Source organism: Laspinema olomoucense D3b (genome assembly GCF_025370785.1).
In the GTDB taxonomy this organism is placed as follows: Bacteria; Cyanobacteriota; Cyanobacteriia; order Cyanobacteriales; family Laspinemataceae; genus Laspinema; species Laspinema olomoucense.
On the sequence record NZ_JAMXFA010000033.1, the window covers coordinates 51,743 to 75,641 of the forward strand.

Genomic DNA, 23,899 nt, shown 5'->3' on the forward strand with positions numbered 1-23,899 from the left:
CCAGGGGTTGCGGATTGTAGGCCCCGGCTGAGGGGACGACCGGGAGAGGACTGGGGGTAGCCGCTACACCCGCAGGACGGACTACATAAGCGACAATTTGGGCTTGAGAATTGACATACTCGGCCCATTCTTGGGCCTGATCCGCCCTTCCAAACCCGCCCAGACGGGTGACGGTTTCATTCACATAGTTACAAACCGTGGTCTCGATCGCCCCGGGAATCAATCGCCGAATCTCCTCCTGAACAGTCAGGTTCGCCGTGGGGACCAGGACAAGATACTCGTCTGGGAGGGGGGGTTGACAGGCTGGATAGGTCGGTTGAGCATGACCCTGAGGGGCGAACAGGGTTAACCCACTCAGGGCAAGGAATGCTGGACTCAGCCAGGTGTGCGATCGCTTCAAACAGTTTCCTAGGGATAGCCGCATAGTTATGATCCCGAGTCTCTCTCCAAGTATTAATCAGGCAGTTTAACGGATTCCTTAACTCTCTTGGGAGGCTAATGGATCGGGAATGGTCCCAGAGGGGGCCTGAAATTGGCCGGTCAATACATATTCCAGCCGCAATTTTAACCAGGTGATAAATTGTGGATTGGTGGAAATCACCGCCACGGAGGGTTGAGGACATTTGGCTTTCACTTCGGCCATTTCTGGCGCTTCCAGAAAGGCGGGTTGCTTTACCTGCCAAAAATCAATCTCTTTTTCGGTTTCGTGGTAATGTCTCTTCCGTTCTTTGAGCACCTCTTCAAACGGTTCTTCCTCTAATAAGAATTTTTGGCTGGCCAGAACGTAGTGATAAGTTTGCATGGTGGTTTTTGGCTTGTACAAGTCTCGATCGAGTATCGTACAACATTAAAGTAACTCATGCGAAAAAAAATCAACCCCCTATCCTAAATTAAGACTATTGTCTTGCCAAAATTTCTCAAAATTATCCCCGGGGTTCGGGGGAGCACCGGATCCGTACCCCTGGCGATCGCTGCGGTTTCTCCCCCATTGCCTCGATTAAATTCTTCCGCCCCAATCAATCCAGATAACTACAGTTAATACAGAAAAATCCCTAGATTTTAATTGCTTCAGAGGTGGCTAATTAAGAGAAAATTTCCCACAATAGCCCCGGGGAAATTCTACTGATTTTCCTATAAATTATGGCAAATTTAATCTCAATTAGCTCCCCAACACCAACCTTTAAAGATAAATTATTCTCGGTATCTCGGGTGTATTAATGGCCTTGCATCGCTTGTTTCATTTCTCTAACGGCACGCTCTAGCCCCACTAAAACAGCTCGGGAGATAATGGTATGACCGATATTCAGTTCTTCCATTCCTAACAGCTTGGCGATGGGATAGACGTTCCAATAGGTGAGTCCATGTCCGGCATTAACCCGCAAACCGGAAGAGATGGCCTGGTTACAGCCTTCGGCTAAAATAGCTAATTCTCGATCGCGTTCGGCTTCGGTTTGGCTTGATGCATATTGTCCGGTATGCAGTTCGATAAATTGCGCTTTGACATCAACTGAGGCTTCAATTTGAGAGCGATCGGCATCAATAAATAAACTGACGGGAATTCCAGCGGATTGTAAGGTATCCACTACTCCCTCCATGCGATCGCGTTGTCCGGCGACATCCAGTCCGCCTTCGGTGGTGAGTTCTTCTCGGCGTTCTGGAACCAAGGTCACATAATCGGGTTTAATATCCAGAGCGATTTTTACCATTTCGTCCGTCGCTGCCATTTCTAGGTTTAAATGGGTCCGGACGGTTTCCCTCAGTAACCGCACGTCACGGTCTTGAATATGTCTGCGGTCTTCCCGTAAATGCACCGTAATCCCATCGGCACCGGCAAGTTCAACTAAGGTAGCTGCCGCAACGGGATCCGGTTCTACGGTCCCCCGGGCCTGTCGAATGGTAGCAATGTGGTCAATATTAACCCCAAGTGTAGCCAAGGTCAATGTCTCCTGATGTTGTGATTTATGGATGTTAGATTAATTTTAATCGATGCTGTGCCTGACTTATCTCTCAAGATCATTGGTCATTGGTCATTTGTCATTTGGATTGGTGAATACTCACCGACCAAGCAATGGCTAATGACCAACAGCCAATGACCAACAGGCAATGGCCCATGACCAATGACCGGAAACTATCATCTGAATTGGAAAATAGTCCAGAGGGGGGATAGCCGAAGGCGGAGACCCCCATCAGTTTCCCGAATTGAATCAAAAGATTAATAAATTATGAAAAAGTACCCGGTAAACCTGTTTTCGGCTGAAATGACATAAACTAGAAAAATCTTCTGACTGGCTTGATGACAACCCCTAAAGGTTTAGGGTCCATCACGACATTAGTTTAGCTCTCCTGGGTCCATCTTCACTTCCTTAAATTTATATCTATTAATCGAGGAGATTTATGGCGATGTCTTTGGAATTTACGTTAAAGCCTCAAGATTTTGAAGAAAGCTTTATGATTTATCATAATTCAAAGCCATATTTGCGTTACACAAGTATTTTTATGATTTATGTTTTAATTATATTTGTTGGATTTTTGGCGGCTTTAAAAATTCATGCTTTAATAAATAATGATGTTGATACTTTAAAAAGAGTAGACGACTCATTATTGGTTTTTACGGGCCTTGCCTTATTAATATGCAGTCCTGGTTTTTGGTATAAATTAATGACTGCTTTTATGTGGAAAGTTGGGCATTTTTTAAAAGAACCTGTTTTGGTTCAGATAGAAGAATCAATGTTCATTTACAAAAATGCAGTGATGAAAAGTGAAATACAATGGAGTTCCATTCAAAGTGTAACTGAATCAAACCATATCTTTTTTATTGTTCATCGACTCCAAGCTTCTTACATAGTTCCTAAAAGAATTTTTACGGAGAAAAATATTAACGAATTCAAGCAAATTCTAGCATCCAATAATATCCTGATTCAGAAAGGATAGAGGAGGAACTGCTTCTTAACCTAAGTTATTTTTGACTCAAAACGGTCCAAGGTTCCCAGCCGTATCGGAACTCTGGGTCAACATCCACCGGATCAAGATCCATGATTCCTGCCAATCAGGTAGGAAGCAAGTGGCTGAGGATGAAGGGAGGAGATGGGAGAGTGCGCCTGTGTGTTTATATCTCTCCCTTCCCTCATCCTCAGCTAATCCCATTCTGTAGCCTTCTGCTTTTTTTTAGGGCGATCGCCAGACTTGGATAGTTTGATCCCAACTGCCAGAAACGAGGGTTTTGCCATCGAGACTAAAGACGAGGGAAAAGATATCGCTGCGGTGATTGGTGAGGGTGGCAAGTTCCTCCCCGGTGGTCAAATTCCAAAGTTTAATCGTGTCATCATCGCTGCCACTGACGAGGGTGGAACCGTCAGGACTAATGGCAACAGAAACAACTGAATCCGTATGACCCATCAGGGTATTTTGTAACTCGCCGGTTGTGAGATCCCAAATTTTCAGGGTTTGGTCCCAACTGGCCGAGGCGAGGATTTTGCCCTCCGGGGCGATCGCCAGTCCTCGGACTAAACGAGTATGATCCGTGAGCGTATTTTGCAACTCGCCGGTTTCCAGGTCCCAAATTTTAATGGTGGCATCTCCTGCACCACTGATCAGGGTTTGTCCATCGGGACTGATAGCGAGCGATCGCACGGGTCCTCGATGATCCGTCAGAGTATGGAGGAGCTCCCCAGTTTCTATGGCCCAAATTTTAATCGTATTATCTTGAGACCCACTCGCCAGGGTGAGTCCGTCGGGAGTCAAGGCGATCGCGTAAACCGGCCCAGAATGACCCGCAATGCGCTGTTCTAACTCCACAGTCAGATCCGACCCTTGGCGATCGAGTTGCCAAATCTCGATGCTTCCGTCATCCCTGGCACTGGCAAAGCGTTGGCTATAGGGGTCCAGCGCCACATCTCTAATCACACTCGGGCGTTCCGATCTCAGAGTCTCTCGAACTTCCCCGGTTTCTAAATCCCAGATCTTCAGGGTATTGTCCCAACTTCCACTAATCAAAAGCTTGCCTTGGGGGTCTACGGCAAGTCCCTGAACCGGGCCCACATGACCCGTTAGGACCAGGGGGTCCTGAGTCGGGACCTGAAACGGGGCCGCCTGGGGACGCGGTGGTAAGGGCCTGAGTCTTTTGTTCTGGGGTCGTCCTGGTTTAGTTTCGGGTTGAGTTGGCGATTCCGGTTCAGATTCTGGTTCGGATTCCCCTTCGGATTCCCGTTCGGGAGTGGCCAGGGAAAGGGAAGGGATGGGGATCGCGTCCAGCCAGGTGGAGATGGCCGGGGAGGGAACCGGGTCGGTCAGGTATTTATATATAGAATAACTGCCGAAAACGAGCAGGAGAGTTATACTCGCCCAGGCAACCATCAAGGTCGGAAAACTTTTCTCCAGTGCCGAGGGATACAGCGGTTCTTCAATGACCCGGACATCGAGCTCGCCCAGGCCGAAGATATCCTGGCGTAAATGTTGCAAATCTTCCTCGATTTCCGGACTCAGGGGCAGCTCCTGAAGCTGCATCACGGACCTAACTACGGTTTTATAGAGTTGTAATTTAGTTTGGTAGTGTCGATAGGGTTTCAGGGCATTTTCTTGAATAATCAAGGCATCCGTAGCGGAGATGCCGAGGTTTTCTCGGCGAATTTCTAGACTACGGAGGCTGAGTAAGGAAAGAGTTCCCCCGCTGCGTCCGAGAAAATTTTCAACGGCTAATTGGTAGGTCAGGTGAGGGTTATCTATGGGGGCTTTACCTAGGGCGACTGCTCCGATTTCGGGGAGTGCGTAGATCGCCGGTTGCAAGGCGGGAGCAACAATTTGCACCTTTTGACTGGCGTAGTGGTGCAATTCTTCCAGAGAGATTGTGCCATCTCGGTTCAGATCCCCGGCCCCGGTTTCGATGCCTTCGATTAAATAGGCGGTGTAGGTGGAAAGTCCCAGGTGATGTTGTTTGGCGGAATAGTCCAGACAGTTGATGGCGGGATTGGGATGAGCGATGCGATCGCCCCAACGGTTCAGGGATTGAAAGATGGTGGAGGCGGTGAGAATGGCTTTTCCATAGCCTCCCAATTGCTGTTTGACATCGACCAACCCAGTCTTGCCACTGAAATAGCAGTCTAGGATGATGATTTGTTGCTGGGCGAGGCTGGTGTACAACAGTGCCTGTAAGAAGTCCGCTGCGATCGCCGTATTCGTGAGGTGTTCCCGGGTCGTGTTCTTGGTGGCAAAATATAGCGCTCCCGTGGAGTCGGCGATCGCATGACCGGAAAAATACAGTAATACCAAGTCTTCCGGTTGGCGATCGTGCAACAGGACCTCAAGGCCGGACCGGATACTTTGCAGGTCGGGATCGATGAGTTGTTGGACATCGGCTGGGGCAAATCCACCCTGTTCAGGATGCTGCAATACTTGGGCGATCGCCGATACATCCTGTTTCGCCGTAGGTAGGGGGGGTAGACCAGGGTCTTCGTCCTCTCCCGCTTCATGTTGACTCATTCCGATTAGTAGTGCGACCCGTTTCATTGACGTTTCAAGTTCTGAATTTTCAACTTCTTCAGTGTCACCCTGATTGGTCCGTTTTGCTCCAATTTGAACCCTTTTTTAATATCTGTAACTCTTAACCCTTCTGTCAAGTTCTCTCCGGGTAAGGGTTGCCTGATTTTCCCCTTCCCTTCAAACGCCGAGCATCCAGTTTTTTGAGGTTACCACCTTGAAGAACACATCCGGATTCCGAATGTCTACTCTGGCAAAACCTAATGGCCTCAGTGCTGCTTTCAAATTGTAGCCCTAAACAAGAGCGAGGGGAGTAACTATTTTGCCGAATACTTCCCGGGGGATTCCCATCTCAGGAGTCCGGTGTAGGGAAGCCCTTTCCAGTGGGTCCCCGAACAAGGGGTAGCAAGGGGGCGATCGCACCCCGGTTTTTACCCGCTGCCCCCCCTCCAGCATATCCCCAGGGTTTTTGATAAACTTATGGGGTGCATTCTGAAGGAGATTAAGCCTCTTTCTAGCTAAAAGGTAACTCTAAAATTTTCGGGCTACGGTTGCCTAACTTTTCCGTTGTATTTTTCTTTCGTTTATTGAATCACTTCCGCATGAGCAAGCTAGTCGCAGAAATTATCTGGCAACATCAACTCGATGCCAAACTACGCCAGACCATGTATGACTTATATGAAATTTATTATGAAGGCACCACCCCAGGTATTTTTCACGAAGATTTGAATCAAAAAAATTACATCATTGCCTTGTGGGATACCGAAAAAAGATTGCAGGGATTTTCTACAGTAGCCGTTTGGGAATTTGAGCTGGAAAACCAAGCTAAACGAGCTATTTTCTCAGGCGATACCATTGTGAATCGAGACTATTGGGGAGAACAAACACTCCCTTTGGCTTGGTGTCGATTAGCCGGTCAAATAAAAGCTCAAGCTCCTCTGGTGCCTTTATATTGGTTTCTCATCGTTAAAGGCTACCGAACTTATCGATATTTACCCCTATTTGCTCATCATTTTTATCCCACCTATCGCTATCCGACCCCTCCAGAAATGCAACGGCTGATGGACTATTTAGCTGAGCAAAAGTTTGGTCCAGATTATGACTCGAAAACCGGGCTGATTCGCTTTCCCATCTCCCGAGGACATCTGCGAGGAAGTTGGGCGGATATTAAAGATGGATATGAAGATAAACCCGATGTCCGCTACTTTTTAGACCGCAATCCGGACTATGGCAAGGGGGATGAGTTAGTCTGTTTGATGGAACTGCGCGAAGATAATATGCGATCGCACGCCCGACGAGGATTTATGGCCGGGATGAATTCAGAGGGGTAACACCTGAATGGGACAGCAATCCCCTGGCTGGCAAGGGATAAGCGGACCACCCCGAGGCCAGTCAACTGGATAAAAATTAGGTCAAAGACTGGCTTTAATTCAAGACCTTCATCCGTTTTTTGCGCTGGGGTTTAAGTTTGAATTTTAGTTTGTAACGGACGGTTTCATGCACCACTTTATAAGAAGCTTCCACCCCGCATTCTTCCTTCAGCCATCGCTTAACTTCCCCATAACTATCAAAACGTTCAGGCCCTTGGAGTTTTTGTCTTAATCGTTCAATGGTATTTGGAGGAATTGCCGGTTTTCGGCCTTGGCCTTTTTTAATGGACAGCATTCCTTGTAAGCCGTGGTTTTTGTATTTTTGGAACCACCGATAAATAGTAGCTGTATCTCGTCCTAATAAAATAGAAAGCTCTTTGAGGGTTCTTATTTGGCCGATTTTTAATAAATATAAAGCCTGCACTCTTTCCCGACCTCTCGCTGTGGTTTGTTTAGCCAGAAGGCTTTTAAGTTCTTCAATAGTTTCTCGGATATCGAGCTTGAGGACCCCGGCCATATCACTAACCTGAACGCTACGACATCTATTAGTTATAGATGCAGAAAAAAAGTGAAGTTGTATCAATTTTAACCCGATGAAAAACTAGCCGCCAATTTTAACGCTTAACTCAGACAAGGACTGGAGTCAAGGGGATGAATTTGACTGCATTAGGTGCGATCGCCACTCAAACGCCGGTTCACCCTTTCCTCATTAGGAGCAAAAATCAGATATCTGGCCCTAATCAGTTGCCCCTGAGTAAACCGCTGGGGGTCCTACATTAGGAACCGCGAGCATCGGTATCGGATTAAATCGAGAGGACTATTCCCTGACGGCATCTGCTCAGATCCACTCCTCCACAGGAATTGAGCAAACCTCCTCACCCCATTTTGCAGGGACTGGGGTTAAAACGGATACCCCCCAGATTTTTAGATGCGGGAGTTGAGGGTTCAGAGCAATAGAATTACTGAATTTCGATTTTGATGCGACTGTCTCCTAACTGGGGTCTGCCTTTATGATTCCACCATTCTTGCCATTGCTGCTCATCGATAATGATTTGCCGATCGCGGGTGACATTTTCATTGTAAAATTTAACTAACTTGACTAAGGAATCAGCATACTCGCGGAACATATCCTCACAGGCAAACAGTAAATCTCCCTTAGAGGTTAATCCGTCTAACCGTTTCGCTTCCCAGAGGGAGGTGAGGAAGCGAATAAAGCTGGCATCGGTCATTTCTTCCATTAAATCCACCACCTCGGATTCCAAATAAAAGGCATAGCGATCGACTACTCGACCCAGGGCACTGCGTAAATTCAGGCTTTCATAAACGAGGTAATCTAGCCAGTCCATCGGTTCTCCCGCAGGGGTTAACACTGGAGCCCTTGTTAACAGGTCTAAATTCTGAACTTCCTTAAAATAAGTATCATCAAATAAATCCTCTAAGCGTTTATAGGTTTTGTCAGGTTTTTGGGGGGTTGAAGCCTTGAGGATTTCAAAAAATAAATAGATTTGTTTTCTAATAGTAAATTTTAATTGCCTAAAAGCAATTTCTTTGAATTTATTTTTTTCTTTTTCCCGACTTTCTCTAACGGCTTTGTTGACTGAAAATAGAACCAGTAATATCCCGGTAACTTCGGCAATTAAGTTAATGGATAGCTCCTTTAGCCAGACCCTACAAATTTCGGGGTCTATCCCCAGACCATTAATACAAGAGTAGGAAGAAAATATGCTTAAAAATAGGATAAAAAATAAAAGGATGTAAGATTTATTTAATCCCGAAGGAAGCAACAGTTTTTTAACCGGGTTTAACATAAGATCACCTCTGTCTTTTCCAGAGTGAGTATTGTGCAGAGGTTAAGCGCGATCGCCGTTTAGTCCTGTTTTATAAAATCCGGTGGAATTGGGGCTGCCTCTGTGCTTCACCCCGCCTCATTCCCGAATCGCTGGGCTTAAAAAGTTCCTGATGTTCCAATCCCTAAAGACTTGACTAGAAATTGAACAAGTGACTTATTTTAGCTCAGGTGACTGCCCGATCGCCGCTTTCAAAATTCACCCAGGTTTGTGGAACCTTGTTCTACGGTAGGGCGATCAAGTTGAGTCAGCAACTCTGAGGGATTTACCTCCAGTGCTTTAGCCACTTCCAGAAACTCCACCACATCTAAACGGCGTTCCCCCCGTTCGTACTTCGAGACGAAAGACTGGGGTTTATGCAGTCGTTGAGCCACTTGCACCTGGGTTAACTTACTCGATTGCCGAATCTCGATTAGGAGTCGCCGAAACCGCGTATATTTTTCTGTAAAAACTGACTTATTCACCCAGAGACCTCCTTGTTATTCTACCTTAAATTGCTCAAAGCTAAAATAGGATAATCGGAAACTGGATGATTGACAAGAGTAAAGTGCAATTTTCACCCCGGCGCTGCTGCCAAGGGTATTGAAATCGCAGGGTTTAGCCCAGATCCGATAGGGGTCCAAGGGGTAAAGTCGGCCATTTGTCATGGGAATTTTGTAAGTCCCACGGCACGAAAAAACCGCCAATCACGATGGGGAAGGAAGGTCAAAGGACCCTACAGGCTGAAGGCGATCGCAATCCTTTATAATAAACAGGATTTGTTTTCCCTTTATCAAACTGAGCGAATTTTTAAGTGTTTTGGAATCGCCGTCATTTTCTCACACTCTGCGGACTGAGCGCGATCGCCTCTGTGATCCCCACCCCGACAATTGCTACTGCCAACCCTCCGTCTATTGTGAAACCCCCGCGCCTAAAAGTTGGGGATACCGTGGGTTTAATTAACCCTTCTAGTCCCATTGAACAAGCAGATATCGATTATGCTCGAAAAGAATTAGCGGCTTTGGGATTAAATGTCAAGTTAGGAACACATTTACTCGATGAATACGGCTATCTCGCGGGTCAAGATGCCGATCGCGCTGCGGATGTGAATGCCATGTTTGCCGATCGCTCGGTTCAAGCACTTTTAACCATGCGCGGAGGTTGGGGATGTAATCGCATTTTGCCCTTATTAAACTATGATCTGATCCGCTCAAACCCCAAAATTATTATGGGCTATAGCGACATTACTTCCTTATTACTGGCGATTTATGCCCGCAGTGGCATTATTACCTTTCATGGTCCCGTTGCTACCTCCACTTGGAATCCATTTTCCGTCAATTACGTTCAACGCCTGTTGCTGGATGCCGAACCTGTGCGGATGCAAAATCCTCCCCTGACTCGCCCTCAAACTATCACCGGAGGTAAAGCCCGAGGTCAATTAGTGGGAGGAAATTTATCCGTTTTATGCGCAATGGTAGGGTCTGATTATTTGCCAGATTGGGGAAATAAAATTTTATTTGTAGAAGAAGTAGGGGAAGATATTTATCGGGTGGACCGAATGTTAACACAATTAAAATTAGCAGGAGTTCTCGATAAAATTTCGGGATTTATTTTTGCTGAATGTACGCGCTGTGAAGCGGGGGAAGGCGATGAACCTTCGTTGAGCTTACCCCAAGTTTTATCCGATTGGATTCGCCCCTTGGGAATTCCCGCCTGGTATGGGTCAGCTATTGGTCATATTAAGGATAAGTTTACGGTTCCTGTGGGAGTTGAAGTGGAAATTGATGCTAACCAAGGAATAATTCAACTGTTAGAACCAGCAGTGGGATAAGGGTGTGGTTTAGGGTTTTCATGCCAAAACTTGAAAGGGTCAATGAGCAGCAACGGGAAAAGGCAAGGATGATTGAGGGCGATCGCCTAGCCTCCTCCACTAAAGAGCAAAGATGAAATCTCATCAACAATTTGTAGTCGCCCTCTCCGTAAAGCCCGCAGGAGGCGATCAATTGAGAACCTATCTTCCTCCTCCAGAGAGTCGTCTAAAATAGCCGCCATCAATCCATATCGATCGGCTAGGGTGATTTTCCGGGTGGTGCTCACCTGGGCCATTAGTTCTGAAATTGCATGGGGAAGAAGTTTAATAGAGGGATGCATAACATTTTATTCCTTTAATTCATAGTTTTATTATGAAGCTTTTTTAAAGAGTGTTGGGCGATCGAGATCTAATTCAACTGGCGATCGAAGACACAAACGATCCCGATCTATATCTCTAAACCCCTGCGATCGCCGTTGGAAACTTTCTGTGATTTGTGACACAGGCCGTCGCGATCGCCATCACTGCTAAAATCTGAGGATATTTTTTGATGCGAGGATTGTGCCATCTGGGATTTACTTCGGGGTTCGTCATCTTGCCCTTGCGATTTTTCAGACGCGCTAACGCTCCATTAAGTGCCACTGCCAGCAACTTTTCATCCCCTTAAATAGTCCAGATTATAAGCCCCGCTTATAGTGTAAATCACACCTTTTGATTAATCCTTTAAGGAAAAGTAAAGACCCATGTTGAATCGTTTCAAACCTATCGCCCTCGCCTTGTTCACCTTCTCTCTAGGTGGCTGTATTTTCATCGTCAACCCCCAGGAAGGACCCGTCACAGAAAATCCCTCTGTTGGAAGAAAATTTCCACAGTTTCCTAAACATACTCCGGCATTTAAGCAAATTCTTTATGTAGACTCAACCCAGGGAACTGATACCCCTTCCGCCGGAGAGAGAGAAACTCAACCCTTTCGGACGATCGCCTATGCTTTAACCCAATCCTCTCCGGGGACGGTGCTCCAATTAGCGCCTGGGGAATATAAGGAAGAAACCGGGGAAACATTCCCTTTGAAAATCAAACCGGGGGTGACTCTCAGAGGCAACGAAAGGCAGCAGGGACAAGGGGTAGCGATTATCGGGGGCGGCGATTACCTCAGTCCCACCTGGGGTAAACAAAAGGTCACCCTTCTTCCCGGCGATCGCACGGAAATAGCGGGCGTCACTGTCACCAATCCCCATCAATCGGGAACGGGAATTTGGGTAGAATCGACTAATCCCAGAATTCGCAATAGTACGGCGACAAAAAGTGGCCGCGAAGGCATATTTGTCACGGGAACTGGAACGCCCCTGATTGAGAATAACCACATTCTTGAAAATGGCGGTAATGGGATTTCTCTCACCCATGAAGCAGGGGGAGAAATTCGAGCTAATTTGATAGAAAATACTGGCTTTGGGTTGGCGATCGGTGGAAATTCTAACCCCTTGGTGGTGAATAATCAGATTATGAATAATATTGATGGGTTGGTAATTTCTCATTTTTCTCGTCCGATTTTGCGAGATAATGCGATTTCCAACAACAGCCGGGATGGATTAGTGGCGATCGGGGAATCCCAGCCCGATTTAGGAACAGAAATTGTTTCCGGAAAGAATACCTTTGAAAACAATCATCGGTATGACATTCATAACACTGCCCAAGCCCCGATTTTAAGAGTCGTTGGTAACCAGTTAGATGATTCTCGGGTGATTGGGGCTGAGATTCAAGTTCGATAAATCAATCCTCTTTGGCCCCCCCGCCTTGAGGCAGGAGGGCAAATTTTAAGCTGGCTTTTAAAGACCAAATTGGGTATATTAGACCTCTTGCAAAAAAAAGGATTGATCCCCCTTTCCCCCCAGAAGATCCCCCTCCCGTCCCCCTTCCCAAGGGGGAAGCCAGAGGAATAAATATTTAGTTCCACCGGGGGCTTTAAAGAATTTTGCAAGAGGTCTATTATATAGCGAGTCTCAATTCTCTTGACAAAGTGCTGCAAGACCCGCTATAACCGCTTTTCAAACCTTACCCAAGGCTAAGTGCGATGACTCAGACTGATTTTGCGCTCTATGAACCGATTGACACCCTGAAACCTGTGGATGAGAATATCTGGATTGCCGATGGACCCATTGTTAAAATGGCGATGTATGGCAGATCTATTCCCTTCCCGACTCGGATGACTCTGGTGCGTCTCCCGAATGGGGATTTATGGTGTCATTCCCCGATCGCCATGACGGAGGGTCTAAAGGCTCAAATCGATGCGATCGGTCCCGTGCGTTATCTGATTTCTCCGAATAAAATTCATTATGCTCACATTGATAGGTGGGCCAAGCTGTATCCCGAAGCCACAGCCTGGGCTTCGGGAGGGGTAAGAGAACGAGCGGCGCAGCAGCAAATTGAAGTGAGGTTTGATGCAGATTTGACCGATGAAGCGCCGCCGGAGTGGCAGGATGACCTGGATCAGGTGATTTTTCGGGGGAGCCGCTTTATGGAGGAAGTGGTCTTTTTTCACCGCCCGAGTCGCACGTTAATTCTGACCGATTTAATTGAAAATTTTGAATTACACAAAGTACCCGATTCATATAAGCTCTTGGTCCGGTTGGGGGGAATTGTTGACCCGGATGGTAAAACACCTTTTGACTTGCGAGTGACATTTTTAGGACGGAAAGATTTAGCGCGTCAGGGGTTTAAGCAGATGTTGGCTTGGGAACCGGATAAAATTATTCTGGCTCATGGTCGCTGGTATGACAGGAATGGTCTGGCGGAACTACGACGGGCGTTTCGGTGGTTGGGTTGAAAGGGGAGATGCAGCAAGTCGTCACTACGAACAGGGGGGAGATGGTTTATCTTAGTTTGTAGTAACGACTAAACTCGTTATCTTCCTTCTTTTAGAGATTTTACCGAGATGGGGGGAGGGTTTTTCCGGGGAACCCACGATAATATTGAGACAATAGAGCAAAACTTGTCGGAAACAACTATGCAAGAACCACAGATAGAAAATAATACGAACCCCACTGAGGTGCAACCCATTGCGCCCAATGTGTTCCAAAGACTGTTAGGAGATTCGCGGCTCAAATTGGGGCTGATTGGATCCGCGATCGGGATCGCGGTTATAGGTTTATTCTCTTTCCTGTTCTTTTGGCACCATATCTTAGCCGAGATGGGAATGCGGTCCTGGGCGGATAGTGCCAATGCGAGGCCCATTGAGTGCATGATTCAGGATACCAATAATGATGGATATGTCAGTTGCAGTGCCATGTTACAAGGGCAGGTAGTGCCGTTGGAATGTGGTTCTAGTTTGTTTAATATCGGTTGTCGGGTGAACTATGGTGCCGCAGCAGCGCCCCAGGTGCGATCGCAAAGATAGATAAATTAGGTAGGTTAAGGGGTTCAGCCTTCTGGTGTTTACAGGCGGCGGTTTGAACGGGTCTAGGGAATCGGCATCGGATTAGATAACCTGGACCCAAAACCGGCTTTCTGTACCGAATGAGTTGCCAAGTTAGCAAAGCCTTTGTCAAGAAATCCGGTTTCTAACCGTTCCCTGTATCAGAAACAAGAGGGCTATAATTTGGGATTGAGTCAATTCCTATCCGATGGATCTACTTGTCGAGGATAACTGTGGTTCGCCAACGCCCTGAAATCATGCTGCTGTCCTTACTCCTCCACGTCGCAGAAGGCGATCGCCTAATTCAACTTCCTGACACCCGATTTTCCATCCCCGGCAAACTCCGGAAAAGGGGTCCGGGGTTTGCTGTTTCTGTCCTCTGTGCGGTGGCCCTGTCTCTCATGGGATCCGCTGTAGGAAATGCTACGCCTGTGGTTTCTTCCTCCGGTCCCGAGGCAAAAACCCGCACCCTGAAGGGTGGGGCTCTACTGACAAAGCCTGCCTACGCAGGCTACAAGAGAAAACCGACTGTTCAGACGCGGATGGAGGATGACCTAGACCTAGGGTTCTCTCCGGTGGCACAGGGCGATCGCCACCGCGTGATCCGCCAGGGGACCGAACTGAGTTGGAATGGACAGGGGCGATCGCTGAGTTGGATTGCTGGGTCCTCGGATGGGAATCCCACCCAAATTCGCTACGGGTTAACCGATACGGACCTGATGCAGCAAATGGGGGTAGAGTTATTAAATACCGATGATGCCCAAATTCAGCCCGTGCGTTGGTTTTCGGACCCGGAATCGCAACCGTTGAATCTACCTGTGGTCTGGAGTCAAGGCAGACGATACTTGGATATTACTCCCCTGGCCGAGGAAATGGGGTGGCAGTTGCGAGAGTCGGGACAAATTTTGGAGGTGACCTCACCGGGGGCTACGGTGGAAGAGATTGAACAAGAAGAAGAACCCTGGGGCGATCGCATTGTTCTAGACCTCAATGGCACTCCTTTGTTTACCGTCACTTCTTCCCCGATTGAACCGACGCCCCAAGACGAAGACCCGAATCCCGATGGAGTGCAAGACAGTGGCCCTCCTGCCTTGCCGCTACAAGAATTTGTGATTACCTTGGATGCTACAATTACCCCGGAACTGCTCAATGCCAGGGCGATCGCCAAGGAAAATCTCACTACCGCGACTGATGGTGCATCCCCAGGGAACAAAACCATTGCTTTAACCTTGGGACAGACTGGATTTGCGGGATTAATGGAGACAAGCGGCGATCGCACCACCTTGCGATTCCAGATTCCCCAGATGTGGCGACCCCGAGTCTGGACCGATCGCAATCCCAACCGCCTCATCATCGACATTCAACCGGATGTTGTCACTGAGCGTAACATCCTCTGGGCATCCGGAGTCCGGTGGCGACAGCAACTCATCGAAGTTGCCGACAGTCGCTTTCCCGTCGTCTGGTTAGAACTCAACCATCGCAACGCCTCAAACACGGTCCTCAAACCGATTACCGCTAATCCCGGTTTACCCGGAATTGCCGAACTCAGTCAAATTGCTGATCGCCTCGGTGCCAATGCCGCCATTAACGGGGGATTTTTCAATCGTAACAATCAACTTCCCTTGGGTGCAATCCGCGAAGATGGCCGCTGGTTATCCAGTCCCATCCTCAACCGAGGGGCGATCGCCTGGAATGATGCCGGAAGTGCGATTATCGGACGTCTTAGCTTAGAGGAAACTCTCACAACTGCCCAGGGAGAAGCCTTACCTATTTTATTTTTAAATAGTGGCTATGTCAAAGCCGGGATTTCTCGCTATACACCAGAGTGGGGAGAAACCTATACCACCTTAATTGATAACGAAATGATTGTAGTCGTTGAGGGGGGTAAAGTCACCCAACATCTGCAAGGGGAAAAAGCCGGAGAAAGTACCTTTGCTATCCCGAAAACGGGGTTTTTGCTCACCTTACGGTCCTTTGCCTCCGCCTTACCCAAACTCCCCATCGGCACCTCGGTCCTGATTAATCGGGTGACTGTCCCCTCCTATTTTGACGTTTATCCTCACATTTTAGGGGCTGGACCTGTGTTACTCAATAATAATTGGATTGTGTTAGATCCGGAGGCAGAACAATTCAATCAAAACTTTATTGAAGGAAAAGCCTCGCGAAGTGCGATCGGGCAAACAGAGGATGGACGGTTAGTAATTGCGATCGCCCACCACCGCACCAACGGACCCGGACCCACCCTCACCGAAATGGCCCAAATCATGCAACAGTTAGGGTCCGTCAACGCCCTCAACCTAGATGGCGGCGGTTCCACCACCCTATTTTTAGGCGGTCAACTCCTAGAACATCCCCCCCGCATCATCCCCCGTATCCACAACGGATTAGGCATCTTTTTACAGTCAGAATAGGATGCTATTCAACATCAAGACTGAACAACTCCTATCCGGTCCCCTCCCCTTGTTAGGGTCCGGGTTAGGGTGGGGTTCCCCCAATAAAATCGGCTCAAAAGGGCGTAATTCTTTCTTTGATTCTAGCTTTAAAAGGTGGATATTTTCATCACCGTATAGACCCCACCCAACTCTTTCCTCGCGAAGCGGAGGGCTATTTAGAAACTAGAAAAAGGCTTAACCCAATGACGGGCGATCGCCGCATCTAACAAAACCCTCGCCACCGCAAACATTAAAATACTTTCACTCGCCATCACCGCCACGGGAACCACACTATTCGGATTGCTTAATCCCACCTCAACTTGTGCCAATCCCCGCACCAATCCAAACGCAAATACCGCCCCGGATTTTAGGTGAGGATTCACATCATCCCGGATAATATAACGATAAGTCACCCCAAACAAAAAACCCGCCACTCCCGCACTAGCGCCACTCAACCACAACCGCTGCCATTCCGGGAAAATTGCCCAACTGTCAACCCCAGGGGATAATATCAACTGATTCCCCAAACTCGTCACAGCCCAAGCAACTGCTACAGACAATCCCCCGATCGCCCCCGCCTTAATCGATTCAATTCGTTCCGTCATCAGTTCCATCTTTCCCTCCAGTCAATCCAGCACACCTGATTCTGATTGTATGAGATTTCGGGCAAATATCAAAGAATTTAGTCAAAATTTATAGATGTAAATTAACTATTTAACAAATTAAAAATTCAATATAATTTTAGTCTTAAAATAAGGGATAAATTATCATTAATTTAATAATATAATTTATCCCTCATTTTTAATAAATGTCAGAAGAAGTAAGTCATCGGGTTAAAGCCGAACTCACCCCATCCTGACAAATTACAAAACCTTATGAGTGTACTCATGTTGCTTAACATTATCCTCGGCACGGACAATATTATCGGAATTCAGAACCCGCTTGCGCTCCACCGAATAGTTTAATTCGCGATAAGTTGACCCGATCGCGATCGCCTCGCAAGCTTGCGGACGATGTTGATAGGTGCGAACCGTCGAAATGGCCCTTTCTGCAAAATCATCACAGAATTGAGCATCAGCCGGAAAATCCGGCAACAGTTTCGGCTGTTCACCCTCCAAGACTGTACCCAGAGTGGTGGCACAAGCCATTTCATACGAGGTAGGAATTCCCTTGAGAATCGCTTCTAAAGCCGCCGAAGGGATCGGTTCTACAATTTTGACCTGATGGACTTCCCCATCTTGCTTCAGAAAACAAGTTGCCAAACCGACTACTAAATAATCTTCGGTTGAGACATCAGGCGCGTTCGAGTAAGGAGTTGCAACGGACATGATTTTTACCAACTATTCAAGGACACGCACTATTGGGTTGCATTTTAGCAAGAATTGTGGCCCACTCCTATTTCCTGCCTCGTGACCCCTATCCCCTTCCCTCGTGACCCTATATCCCCTCGTGACCCTATATCCCCTCGTGACTTGGCTCCGCCGAGTCACGCGCTTATGGAGGCTCTGCCTCCTGCTCCTGTGGACCCCCAATACAGGCGGCAGAGCCGCAAAATGCCCGTGTCACGGCTTCAGCCATGACACGAGAAATGTTATAAAACAGGTTCCAATTCCCGCAACCCCTGAACATCGATCGCCGCCAGATGCTCATAAGCCGAGTCAATCACCCGTTTCCCCCGCAAAAAGCCTGTATTTGCCCCGGGACAGATATAGTGCAAGCTCTCAGATGTAAATCGCTCTTGCAGCGCCTTAACGGACTGAATTTGGCGGGTCCAATGAAAGGTTTTAGAGGTTCGCAAGGGCATCGGTTCTCCCTGAGTATTCGGGAGTAAATGCCGCCCCGCAAATAGGACCCCACCGTGACCCCCATAATATAAACAGGAGGACCCAGGGGAATGACCCGGGGTCCAAATTGCCTGACAGCTTGGACTCAGGGTGCAATCCTTCTCAAATGTCTGCACCGTCAATTCTGGCAGTAAATAGGCTTCCCACTCTTGAATCACCACTTGAGCGCCCGTTGCCTTTTGAATTTCCTTGACTTTGGAAATTCCTCCCCGATGGGTCAAAAAGAGCCACTGCACGCCCCCTTGCTGAGTCAGGAATTCCTCCGTGGATTCATCCCAGGGGGGACAATCTACCAGGATATTCGCGTTGTTTTCTACAATAAGATAAGCTGTCGCGCCTAGGGTCTCTCGATTGGGAGAAAAGGCAAAAATATTATCAAGGACAGCCCGTGGTTGTTTGGGCATAGCATGATTCTCTGGTTACTGCTTCTAGGATTTATTACATACATTATTTTGCGGCAGCGTGTGGCACACCTGACGCGCACCCCGCTTTGGGTGTTGTGGTTGGCATTAATGGCCCCCGCATTTCTGTGGATGGCGTGGTTTATCATTCATGGGGAGCAAACTCCCTTACCCACTGAAGTGGCCCTGGGTTCCTTTGTGGTGTCGCCCCTAATTTACTGGATACTCTTTTTCTGGGGTCGCCGGGATATTCGCCCCCCTTTAGAACAGGATTCAGGAGTTGATCCAGCCGGGGAATCTGCCGGAATAAAAGGGGGATATCGCCTCCGTCCTCCTGCCAGTCCCCAGGAGTTGCGTGCCCTGAATGATGGAGAAGAACAGGAACTGCGGGATTGTTTTGATTGGACGCTTTATGCTCTGCATCAGATTGATTACCGTCCGCAAGCGGTGATCTGTCGGGGTCAGTTGCGATCGCCCCCGGAGTCGGCTTATCAAAAAATTCGCGCCAAAATCGAAGATAAATTCGGCGATCGCTTCTTAATTATTTTTCAAGAAGATTTCAAAGGTCAGCCCTTTTTTATCCTAGTTCCCAATCCAGAACAAACCGCCTCCCCCAATGACTTAAACAAACCTCTAATAGCCCTCTCCCTAGCCGCGATCACTCTCTTTACCACCACCTTGTTCGGGACTGAACTGGCTGGATTTTCTCTGGAGGAGTTGCAATCCGACCCCAGTTTATTACTTCATGGATTACCTTATGCCGTCGCCCTGATGCTCATCCTCGGTATCCATGAATCCGGTCACTATTTGGCAGCAGTTTTTTATAAAATCAAGACAACCCTGCCTTATTTTATTCCGGTCCCATTGTTCTTAGGCACTTTCGGGGCGTTCATCCAAATTCGATCGCCGATGCCGAACCGGAAAGTCTTGTTTGATCTGAGCATTGCCGGTCCCCTGGCAGGATTTGTCGTCACCTTGCCCCTGTTGTGGTGGGGATTGGTTCATTCCACCGTCGTACCCCTGCCAGAGAACGCAGGAATGTTCCAAATCACCGCCTTAGACCCGAAAAGTTCCCTCATTCTCACCCTTTTGAGTAAACTCGCCCTAGGGTCGCAACTCACCCTCACCAGTGCCATTAACTTACATCCCGTTGCCGTTGCCGGATATATTGGCTTAATCGCCACCGCCTTAAACCTGATTCCCGTGGGTCAATTGGATGGTGGACATATCATTCATGCCATGTTTGGGCAGGTGCAAGCGGTCCGCATCGGACAAATAACCCGAATTGCATTTCTGGGAATCGCTTGGATGCAGCCCGGATGGATTATTTGGGCGCTGCTGTTATTCTTGATGCCGATCATGGATTCCCCCGCCCTGAATGATGTTAGTGAACTGGATAGTCGCCGGGATATGTTGGGCTTAGTAGCGATCGCCCTGTTTTTGGCGATCGTCTTACCAGCACCCCGGCTGATCACCCAGTGGTTAAATATAATTTGAAGGTCTCTAAAAACCCACACCCTGAAGGGTGGGGCTACAGGGACGAAGCCTGCCTACGCAGGCTGAAGAGTAAAGAACAACACAATTTGGTCTCAGACTGGAGGATACCCCCGAATCTTAGGCCCTAGGATCATTTCCCCTTGCTCATGCGAGCGATCGCCTTGTTCCCCCATCTCAGGAGTTCTCAGAGTTTTTATGAACGACAAACAACCCGTTACAGTCATTGGTGCCGGACTTGCAGGCACCGAAGCCGCGTGGCAAATCGCCCGCGCTGGGGTACCCGTCGTCCTCTATGAAATGCGACCCGTGCAAATGACCCCTGCCCATCATACGGGGGAATTTGCTGAACTGGTATGCAGCAACTCCTTTGGGGCCAAAGCCAGCGATCGCGCTGCCGGATTACTCCATGAAGAACTGCGTCAACTCGGGTCCCTCGTCATCGGTACCGCCGATCACCATCAAGTCCCCGCCGGTGGTGCACTCGCCGTCGATCGCGGCGTCTTCAGCCATGAACTCACCGAAACCCTCGCCAACCACCCCTTAATCGACCTCCGGCGCGAAGAAGCCCCCGCAATTCCCCAAGATGGCATCGTCGTCCTCACCACGGGACCCCTCACCACCCCCGCCCTCGCCACCGACTTGCAGCGCTTCACCGGCATGGAATACATGAGCTTTTTTGATGCCGCCAGTCCCATCGTTGTCGGTGACTCCATCAATTTGGATATTGCCTTCCGCGCCTCACGGTATGACAAAGGGGACGCCGACTATATCAATTGTCCCATGAACAAGGAACAATACCTACATTTTTGGCAGGAATTGTGCAAAGCCGAACAAGCTGAATTAAAAGACTTTGACCGGGAAACTTCAAAGTTTTTTGAAGCCTGTTTACCCATTGAAGAAATGGCAAAACGGGGAGAAGATACCATGCGGTATGGTCCTGTAAAACCCGTAGGATTGAGTGATCCGCGTAGCGAAAATCGGCCTTATGCCGTGGTGCAATTACGCCAAGAAGACAAAGCCGGACAACTCTGGAACATGGTCGGATTCCAAACTAATTTACGGTGGGGAGAACAAAAGCGAGTCTTTCAGTTAATTCCTGGCTTAGAAAATGCCGAATTTGTCCGGATGGGAGTGATGCACCGGAATACCTTTATTAATTCCCCCCAATTGTTAGACCGAACCTTACAGTTCAAAACGCGATCGACCCTCCTCGCTGCGGGACAACTCACTGGCACCGAAGGCTATACCGCCGCCACTGCCGGAGGCTGGTTAGCGGGAACCAATGCCGCCCGGTTAGCACAAGGATTAAAACCCGTGTGGTTGCCTTATACAACCATGATGGGCGCACTGTTCTCCTTCATCAGTTCCGCCTCCCCTAAACACTTCCAACCCATGCCCCCTAACTTTGGGATTTTGCCGCCTTTTCCCCAGAAAATCAAGAGCAAACCAGAACGGTATGGCAAATATCGCGATCGGTCCTTGTCTCATCTATCAAGCTGGCGCACCCGCTTGGAGGTGAGAGTTCCGGCTTTGACGACATAATTCTTAGTCCTCTGGAGAGGATAGGGAGGAGGTTTTTTACGCTCAGGGGGATTTACCTCACATTTAAGCTCACTTCCGGTCCCCTCCCCTGTGTCTTGGGGAGGGGACCATCAGGTGCAGTTAATAGTTTTGTAAGTATCTCCCCCATCTCCCCCATCCTCCCCATCTCCCCCATCCTCCCTATCCTAAAACTCCACCTCAGCCAACCCCAAATACCTCACCCCTGCCGGGGTTAACTCAAACCGACAGGGCAAAATTTCCAGCCCCTTGGCAACCGCTTCCCGTAATAACTTACCATAGAGCGGATCTGCGGTATCTCCTGGACCAAAAATCTCACAATCTCCGCGACTGATAAAAAATAGGGCGACTGCCCTTGCGGAGTGAGTCTCGATCACATCCATTAACTCTAACAAATGCTTGTGACCCCGGGTGGTGATGGCATCAGGAAATAATGCTTTTTCTCCCTTTGCCCAAGTGACATTTTTTACCTCCAGATATATGGGTGTTGTTCCCTCAGTTCCGGTGAGAAAAAAATCAACTCGACTCTTGCGATCGCGCCCGTAAACAACTTCCGGTTTGATGGTTTCATACGCACCCAATCCCGGAAACAGTCGTTCTGCTAAAGCTAATTTAATCACTTGATTGGGTAAATTCGTATTCACCCCCACCCAAGTGGTCGGATTTTCTTCCGCTGCCACTAATTCCAAACTATAGGGTAGCTTCCGCTTGATATTGCTACTCAGGGATACCATTACCCGACTGCCTGGGGCAGATAGACCCAACATTTTACCAGGGTTAGCACAATGTACGGTAATTTCTTCGCCGGTATCCAATTTTATATCGGCTAGAAAGCGTTTATACCGCTTGAGTAAGGTCCCGGGAAATAAAGGGGGATAGTTGTAAACAAACTCGCTCATGGCTGCAATGGGGACTCCGATGTGAACGAACCAGTTTATCAGAAAGAGGGACGAAGACTGATTCGCAAGCTAAGAGTTGAGGGGGGAAAGAAACCATCGAGGCGATCGCCTTGGGGCAAAATCGAAAAGAGTAAACTACACCAGCATTCCCGGGAAACATTGCAACATTGGATCAGAACCCACCCCTCGAAATCCTTGGCAAACCGATGCAGTTCGTTAATAAGATTGGGATTGAGAATCGGCGGGGGGACAGAGGAGGCCGCATTACCGTTGCTGATTTAATGGGGAAACGTCACCCTATTTTATAGGAGGAAATTATGAAAATTTTGCTCACCAGAATTCCCTCGATTTCTGGAGAGTAAATCTAAATCATAATGCCAAGAGACTTTTGCCAATCCTACGCCAAACCCTTGGATTCCCGTTGTTTTCCTAATATCCAGTCCAACACAATGGGATTAACGACCTCGGGGGCTTCATCTTGGGGGCAATGACCCAATCCCGGTAAGGGAATAAATTGGTCTACCGTCGGAATTTTGGCAAATTCTTGTCCCAGATTGAGGGGCTCCCAGGGGTCCTCGCTGCCCCAGAGGAGGAGGGCCCGACAAGGTAAAAGCGGTAGCAAGTCTTCCGGTAAGGGGCCTTGGGAATAGCGGGTAAAGGCGACAAAGACATCCACTGCACCGATATCCCGGGAGGGTCCGAGAATAATCTCGACCAGTTCATCGGTGACGGCATCGGCTTTGCGGTAGGCTTGCAATAAAATGGAGCGGACTGTTTTTGGAGTGGCTAATCGGTTAAAAAAGAATTGGGCAATCCACTTGACAGATAATACTTTTTGTGCAATTGGTGGGCCGATGCGTTGATGCCAGGGTTTGAGGGACCGTTTGCGATCGTGCAGCAGGCGCAGGGAACAGTTAATCGCGACAATGCCTTGGGCGAGTTCGGGATGATCGACAGCAGCTTGCATGATGGCAATACAGCCAATGGAATTGCCGACGAAGAAGGCGGGACCCCCGACGATTTCCCGGCAAAAATCGGCGAGTTGTTGTGACCAGGTTTCAAAGGTATAGGCGATCGCCTCCCCAGGGGTTGGTTTCGCGGAGTAGCCAAATCCAATCAAGTCAATAGCATAGACTCGACAACTCGTCGCCAGGTCCGGAATATTTTTGCGCCAGTGACCGCATGAGGCTCCAAATCCGTGGACGAGTACCACTGCCGGTCCTGCCTCTCCTTGCTGTTGGTAGCATATCGGAAACCCACGCCAGGTCCAAGTTTGAAAGGGCAAAGCGGCGCTAGGGGAAGGGGGTGAAGGGTTGGAAGGAATCAGAGTCATGACTGGGGGAGAGAAGGAACCAGGCCGATCGCCCCTGGATATC

Annotated in this window: 22 protein-coding genes and 1 pseudogene; 9 read left to right on the forward strand and 14 right to left on the reverse strand. The window is 48.4% G+C overall.

All coding sequences use genetic code 11. The features are described from left to right. The 3 genes and pseudogenes from NG792_RS21020 to NG792_RS21030 form a co-directional block, all read right to left on the reverse strand. Positions 1-424, reverse strand: a pseudogene (locus NG792_RS21020) (hypothetical protein); the annotation flags it as partial. A gap of 54 nt (positions 425-478) precedes the next feature. Then, positions 479-802 (reverse strand): MgPME-cyclase complex family protein, encoded by a 324-nt coding sequence (locus tag NG792_RS21025; protein WP_261197266.1) that lies wholly within the window; start codon positions 800-802, stop codon positions 479-481. Positions 803-1,214: 412 nt separating this feature from the next. Beyond that, on the reverse strand, positions 1,215-1,934 hold the full coding sequence (locus NG792_RS21030) for a pyridoxine 5'-phosphate synthase (protein ID WP_261197267.1): 720 nt from the start codon (positions 1,932-1,934) through the stop codon (positions 1,215-1,217). Between the two features lie 460 nt (positions 1,935-2,394). Between NG792_RS21030 and NG792_RS21035 the strand changes: the two genes are divergently transcribed. Next, entirely contained in the window at positions 2,395-2,931 is a 537-nt protein-coding gene (locus tag NG792_RS21035; protein ID WP_261236690.1) for a YcxB family protein, read from the forward strand. 234 nt (positions 2,932-3,165) lie between these two features. On the opposite strand, the gene NG792_RS21040 is transcribed toward NG792_RS21035, so the two are convergent. Then, positions 3,166-5,502, reverse strand: coding sequence for a caspase family protein (locus tag NG792_RS21040; protein WP_261236691.1), 2,337 nt, complete (start codon positions 5,500-5,502; stop codon positions 3,166-3,168). A gap of 572 nt (positions 5,503-6,074) precedes the next feature. Between NG792_RS21040 and NG792_RS21045 the strand changes: the two genes are divergently transcribed. Then, positions 6,075-6,803 carry a hypothetical protein gene (locus NG792_RS21045; RefSeq protein ID WP_261236692.1) on the forward strand — a complete coding sequence of 243 codons (729 nt, stop codon included), beginning with the start codon at positions 6,075-6,077 and terminating at the stop codon, positions 6,801-6,803. Between the two features lie 94 nt (positions 6,804-6,897). Here the strand turns inward: NG792_RS21045 and NG792_RS21050 are convergent, their stop codons facing one another. The 3 genes from NG792_RS21050 to NG792_RS21060 all read right to left on the reverse strand — a co-directional run bounded on the left by NG792_RS21050 (position 6,898) and on the right by NG792_RS21060 (position 9,153). Continuing rightward, positions 6,898-7,359: a helix-turn-helix domain-containing protein gene (locus NG792_RS21050; RefSeq protein ID WP_261197271.1), complete on the reverse strand. Its 462-nt coding sequence runs from the start codon at positions 7,357-7,359 to the stop codon at positions 6,898-6,900. A gap of 442 nt (positions 7,360-7,801) precedes the next feature. Next, the gene (locus NG792_RS21055) at positions 7,802-8,650 is read right to left on the reverse strand and encodes a hypothetical protein (protein WP_261197272.1); all 849 of its coding nucleotides are present in this window, start codon (positions 8,648-8,650) and stop codon (positions 7,802-7,804) included. A gap of 230 nt (positions 8,651-8,880) precedes the next feature. Next, positions 8,881-9,153 (reverse strand): helix-turn-helix domain-containing protein, encoded by a 273-nt coding sequence (locus NG792_RS21060; protein WP_254564951.1) that lies wholly within the window; start codon positions 9,151-9,153, stop codon positions 8,881-8,883. A 329-nt stretch (positions 9,154-9,482) separates the two neighbouring features. Between NG792_RS21060 and NG792_RS21065 the strand changes: the two genes are divergently transcribed. After that, a complete protein-coding gene (locus tag NG792_RS21065) occupies positions 9,483-10,499 on the forward strand; it encodes a S66 peptidase family protein (protein WP_261236693.1) in 1,017 nt (338 codons plus the stop codon). Positions 10,500-10,585: 86 nt separating this feature from the next. Here the strand turns inward: NG792_RS21065 and NG792_RS21070 are convergent, their stop codons facing one another. Both NG792_RS21070 and NG792_RS21075 read right to left on the reverse strand, forming a co-directional pair. Continuing rightward, positions 10,586-10,819 carry a hypothetical protein gene (locus tag NG792_RS21070; protein ID WP_261197274.1) on the reverse strand — a complete coding sequence of 78 codons (234 nt, stop codon included), beginning with the start codon at positions 10,817-10,819 and terminating at the stop codon, positions 10,586-10,588. Between the two features lie 115 nt (positions 10,820-10,934). Then, on the reverse strand, positions 10,935-11,120 hold the full coding sequence (locus tag NG792_RS21075; protein WP_261197275.1) for a hypothetical protein: 186 nt from the start codon (positions 11,118-11,120) through the stop codon (positions 10,935-10,937). A 101-nt stretch (positions 11,121-11,221) separates the two neighbouring features. Here NG792_RS21075 and NG792_RS21080 point away from each other — a divergent pair, with 101 nt between their 5' ends. The 4 genes from NG792_RS21080 (at position 11,222) to NG792_RS28995 (ending at position 16,301) form a co-directional block, all read left to right on the forward strand. Continuing rightward, positions 11,222-12,247, forward strand: coding sequence for a DUF1565 domain-containing protein (locus tag NG792_RS21080; RefSeq protein WP_261236694.1), 1,026 nt, complete (start codon positions 11,222-11,224; stop codon positions 12,245-12,247). A 302-nt stretch (positions 12,248-12,549) separates the two neighbouring features. After that, positions 12,550-13,302 (forward strand): DUF4336 domain-containing protein, encoded by a 753-nt coding sequence (locus NG792_RS21085; protein ID WP_261236695.1) that lies wholly within the window; start codon positions 12,550-12,552, stop codon positions 13,300-13,302. Between the two features lie 180 nt (positions 13,303-13,482). Next, positions 13,483-13,872, forward strand: coding sequence for a hypothetical protein (locus tag NG792_RS21090; RefSeq protein WP_261197278.1), 390 nt, complete (start codon positions 13,483-13,485; stop codon positions 13,870-13,872). Between the two features lie 251 nt (positions 13,873-14,123). Then, positions 14,124-16,301 (forward strand): phosphodiester glycosidase family protein, encoded by a 2,178-nt coding sequence (locus NG792_RS28995; RefSeq protein ID WP_261236696.1) that lies wholly within the window; start codon positions 14,124-14,126, stop codon positions 16,299-16,301. Positions 16,302-16,498: 197 nt separating this feature from the next. On the opposite strand, the gene NG792_RS21100 is transcribed toward NG792_RS28995, so the two are convergent. The 3 genes from NG792_RS21100 to NG792_RS21110 form a co-directional block, all read right to left on the reverse strand. Further along, positions 16,499-16,936 (reverse strand): hypothetical protein, encoded by a 438-nt coding sequence (locus tag NG792_RS21100; RefSeq protein ID WP_261200882.1) that lies wholly within the window; start codon positions 16,934-16,936, stop codon positions 16,499-16,501. A gap of 249 nt (positions 16,937-17,185) precedes the next feature. Further along, a complete protein-coding gene (locus NG792_RS21105) occupies positions 17,186-17,650 on the reverse strand; it encodes a hypothetical protein (protein WP_261200881.1) in 465 nt (154 codons plus the stop codon). A gap of 263 nt (positions 17,651-17,913) precedes the next feature. After that, positions 17,914-18,570 (reverse strand): MBL fold metallo-hydrolase, encoded by a 657-nt coding sequence (locus tag NG792_RS21110; RefSeq protein ID WP_261236697.1) that lies wholly within the window; start codon positions 18,568-18,570, stop codon positions 17,914-17,916. A gap of 3 nt (positions 18,571-18,573) precedes the next feature. Between NG792_RS21110 and NG792_RS21115 the strand changes: the two genes are divergently transcribed. Together NG792_RS21115 and trmFO are read left to right on the forward strand one after the other, a co-directional pair. After that, positions 18,574-20,064 (forward strand): site-2 protease family protein, encoded by a 1,491-nt coding sequence (locus NG792_RS21115; protein WP_261236698.1) that lies wholly within the window; start codon positions 18,574-18,576, stop codon positions 20,062-20,064. A 195-nt stretch (positions 20,065-20,259) separates the two neighbouring features. Then, complete coding sequence (trmFO, locus tag NG792_RS21120; protein WP_261236699.1) at positions 20,260-21,606, forward strand: FADH(2)-oxidizing methylenetetrahydrofolate--tRNA-(uracil(54)-C(5))-methyltransferase TrmFO; 1,347 nt, start codon at positions 20,260-20,262, stop codon at positions 21,604-21,606. Between the two features lie 185 nt (positions 21,607-21,791). Here the strand turns inward: trmFO and sfsA are convergent, their stop codons facing one another. Together sfsA and NG792_RS21130 are read right to left on the reverse strand one after the other, a co-directional pair. Continuing rightward, positions 21,792-22,523, reverse strand: a complete 732-nt coding sequence (gene sfsA / locus NG792_RS21125; RefSeq protein ID WP_261236700.1) for a DNA/RNA nuclease SfsA — start codon at positions 22,521-22,523, stop codon at positions 21,792-21,794. 397 nt (positions 22,524-22,920) lie between these two features. Then, positions 22,921-23,856: an alpha/beta fold hydrolase gene (locus NG792_RS21130; RefSeq protein WP_261236701.1), complete on the reverse strand. Its 936-nt coding sequence runs from the start codon at positions 23,854-23,856 to the stop codon at positions 22,921-22,923. Positions 23,857-23,899 lie beyond the last annotated feature (43 nt).

Excerpts from the sequence above, each read along its gene's own strand:
- sfsA (WP_261236700.1), bottom strand. The coding sequence starts at position 22,523 with ATGAGCGAGTTTGTTTACAACTATCCCCCTTTATTTCCCGGGACCTTA.
- NG792_RS21105 (WP_261200881.1), bottom strand. The coding sequence starts at position 17,650 with ATGTCCGTTGCAACTCCTTACTCGAACGCGCCTGATGTCTCAACCGAA.
- NG792_RS21080 (WP_261236694.1), top strand. The coding sequence starts at position 11,222 with ATGTTGAATCGTTTCAAACCTATCGCCCTCGCCTTGTTCACCTTCTCT.
- NG792_RS21110 (WP_261236697.1), bottom strand. The coding sequence starts at position 18,570 with ATGCCCAAACAACCACGGGCTGTCCTTGATAATATTTTTGCCTTTTCT.
- NG792_RS21055 (WP_261197272.1), bottom strand. The coding sequence starts at position 8,650 with ATGTTAAACCCGGTTAAAAAACTGTTGCTTCCTTCGGGATTAAATAAA.
- NG792_RS21070 (WP_261197274.1), bottom strand. The coding sequence starts at position 10,819 with ATGCATCCCTCTATTAAACTTCTTCCCCATGCAATTTCAGAACTAATG.
- NG792_RS21085 (WP_261236695.1), top strand. The coding sequence starts at position 12,550 with ATGACTCAGACTGATTTTGCGCTCTATGAACCGATTGACACCCTGAAA.
- NG792_RS21050 (WP_261197271.1), bottom strand. The coding sequence starts at position 7,359 with ATGGCCGGGGTCCTCAAGCTCGATATCCGAGAAACTATTGAAGAACTT.
- NG792_RS21035 (WP_261236690.1), top strand. The coding sequence starts at position 2,395 with ATGGCGATGTCTTTGGAATTTACGTTAAAGCCTCAAGATTTTGAAGAA.
- NG792_RS21040 (WP_261236691.1), bottom strand. The coding sequence starts at position 5,502 with ATGAAACGGGTCGCACTACTAATCGGAATGAGTCAACATGAAGCGGGA.
- NG792_RS21130 (WP_261236701.1), bottom strand. The coding sequence starts at position 23,856 with ATGACTCTGATTCCTTCCAACCCTTCACCCCCTTCCCCTAGCGCCGCT.
- NG792_RS21100 (WP_261200882.1), bottom strand. The coding sequence starts at position 16,936 with ATGGAACTGATGACGGAACGAATTGAATCGATTAAGGCGGGGGCGATC.
- trmFO (WP_261236699.1), top strand. The coding sequence starts at position 20,260 with ATGAACGACAAACAACCCGTTACAGTCATTGGTGCCGGACTTGCAGGC.
- NG792_RS21115 (WP_261236698.1), top strand. The coding sequence starts at position 18,574 with ATGATTCTCTGGTTACTGCTTCTAGGATTTATTACATACATTATTTTG.
- NG792_RS21045 (WP_261236692.1), top strand. The coding sequence starts at position 6,075 with ATGAGCAAGCTAGTCGCAGAAATTATCTGGCAACATCAACTCGATGCC.
- NG792_RS21025 (WP_261197266.1), bottom strand. The coding sequence starts at position 802 with ATGCAAACTTATCACTACGTTCTGGCCAGCCAAAAATTCTTATTAGAG.
- NG792_RS21090 (WP_261197278.1), top strand. The coding sequence starts at position 13,483 with ATGCAAGAACCACAGATAGAAAATAATACGAACCCCACTGAGGTGCAA.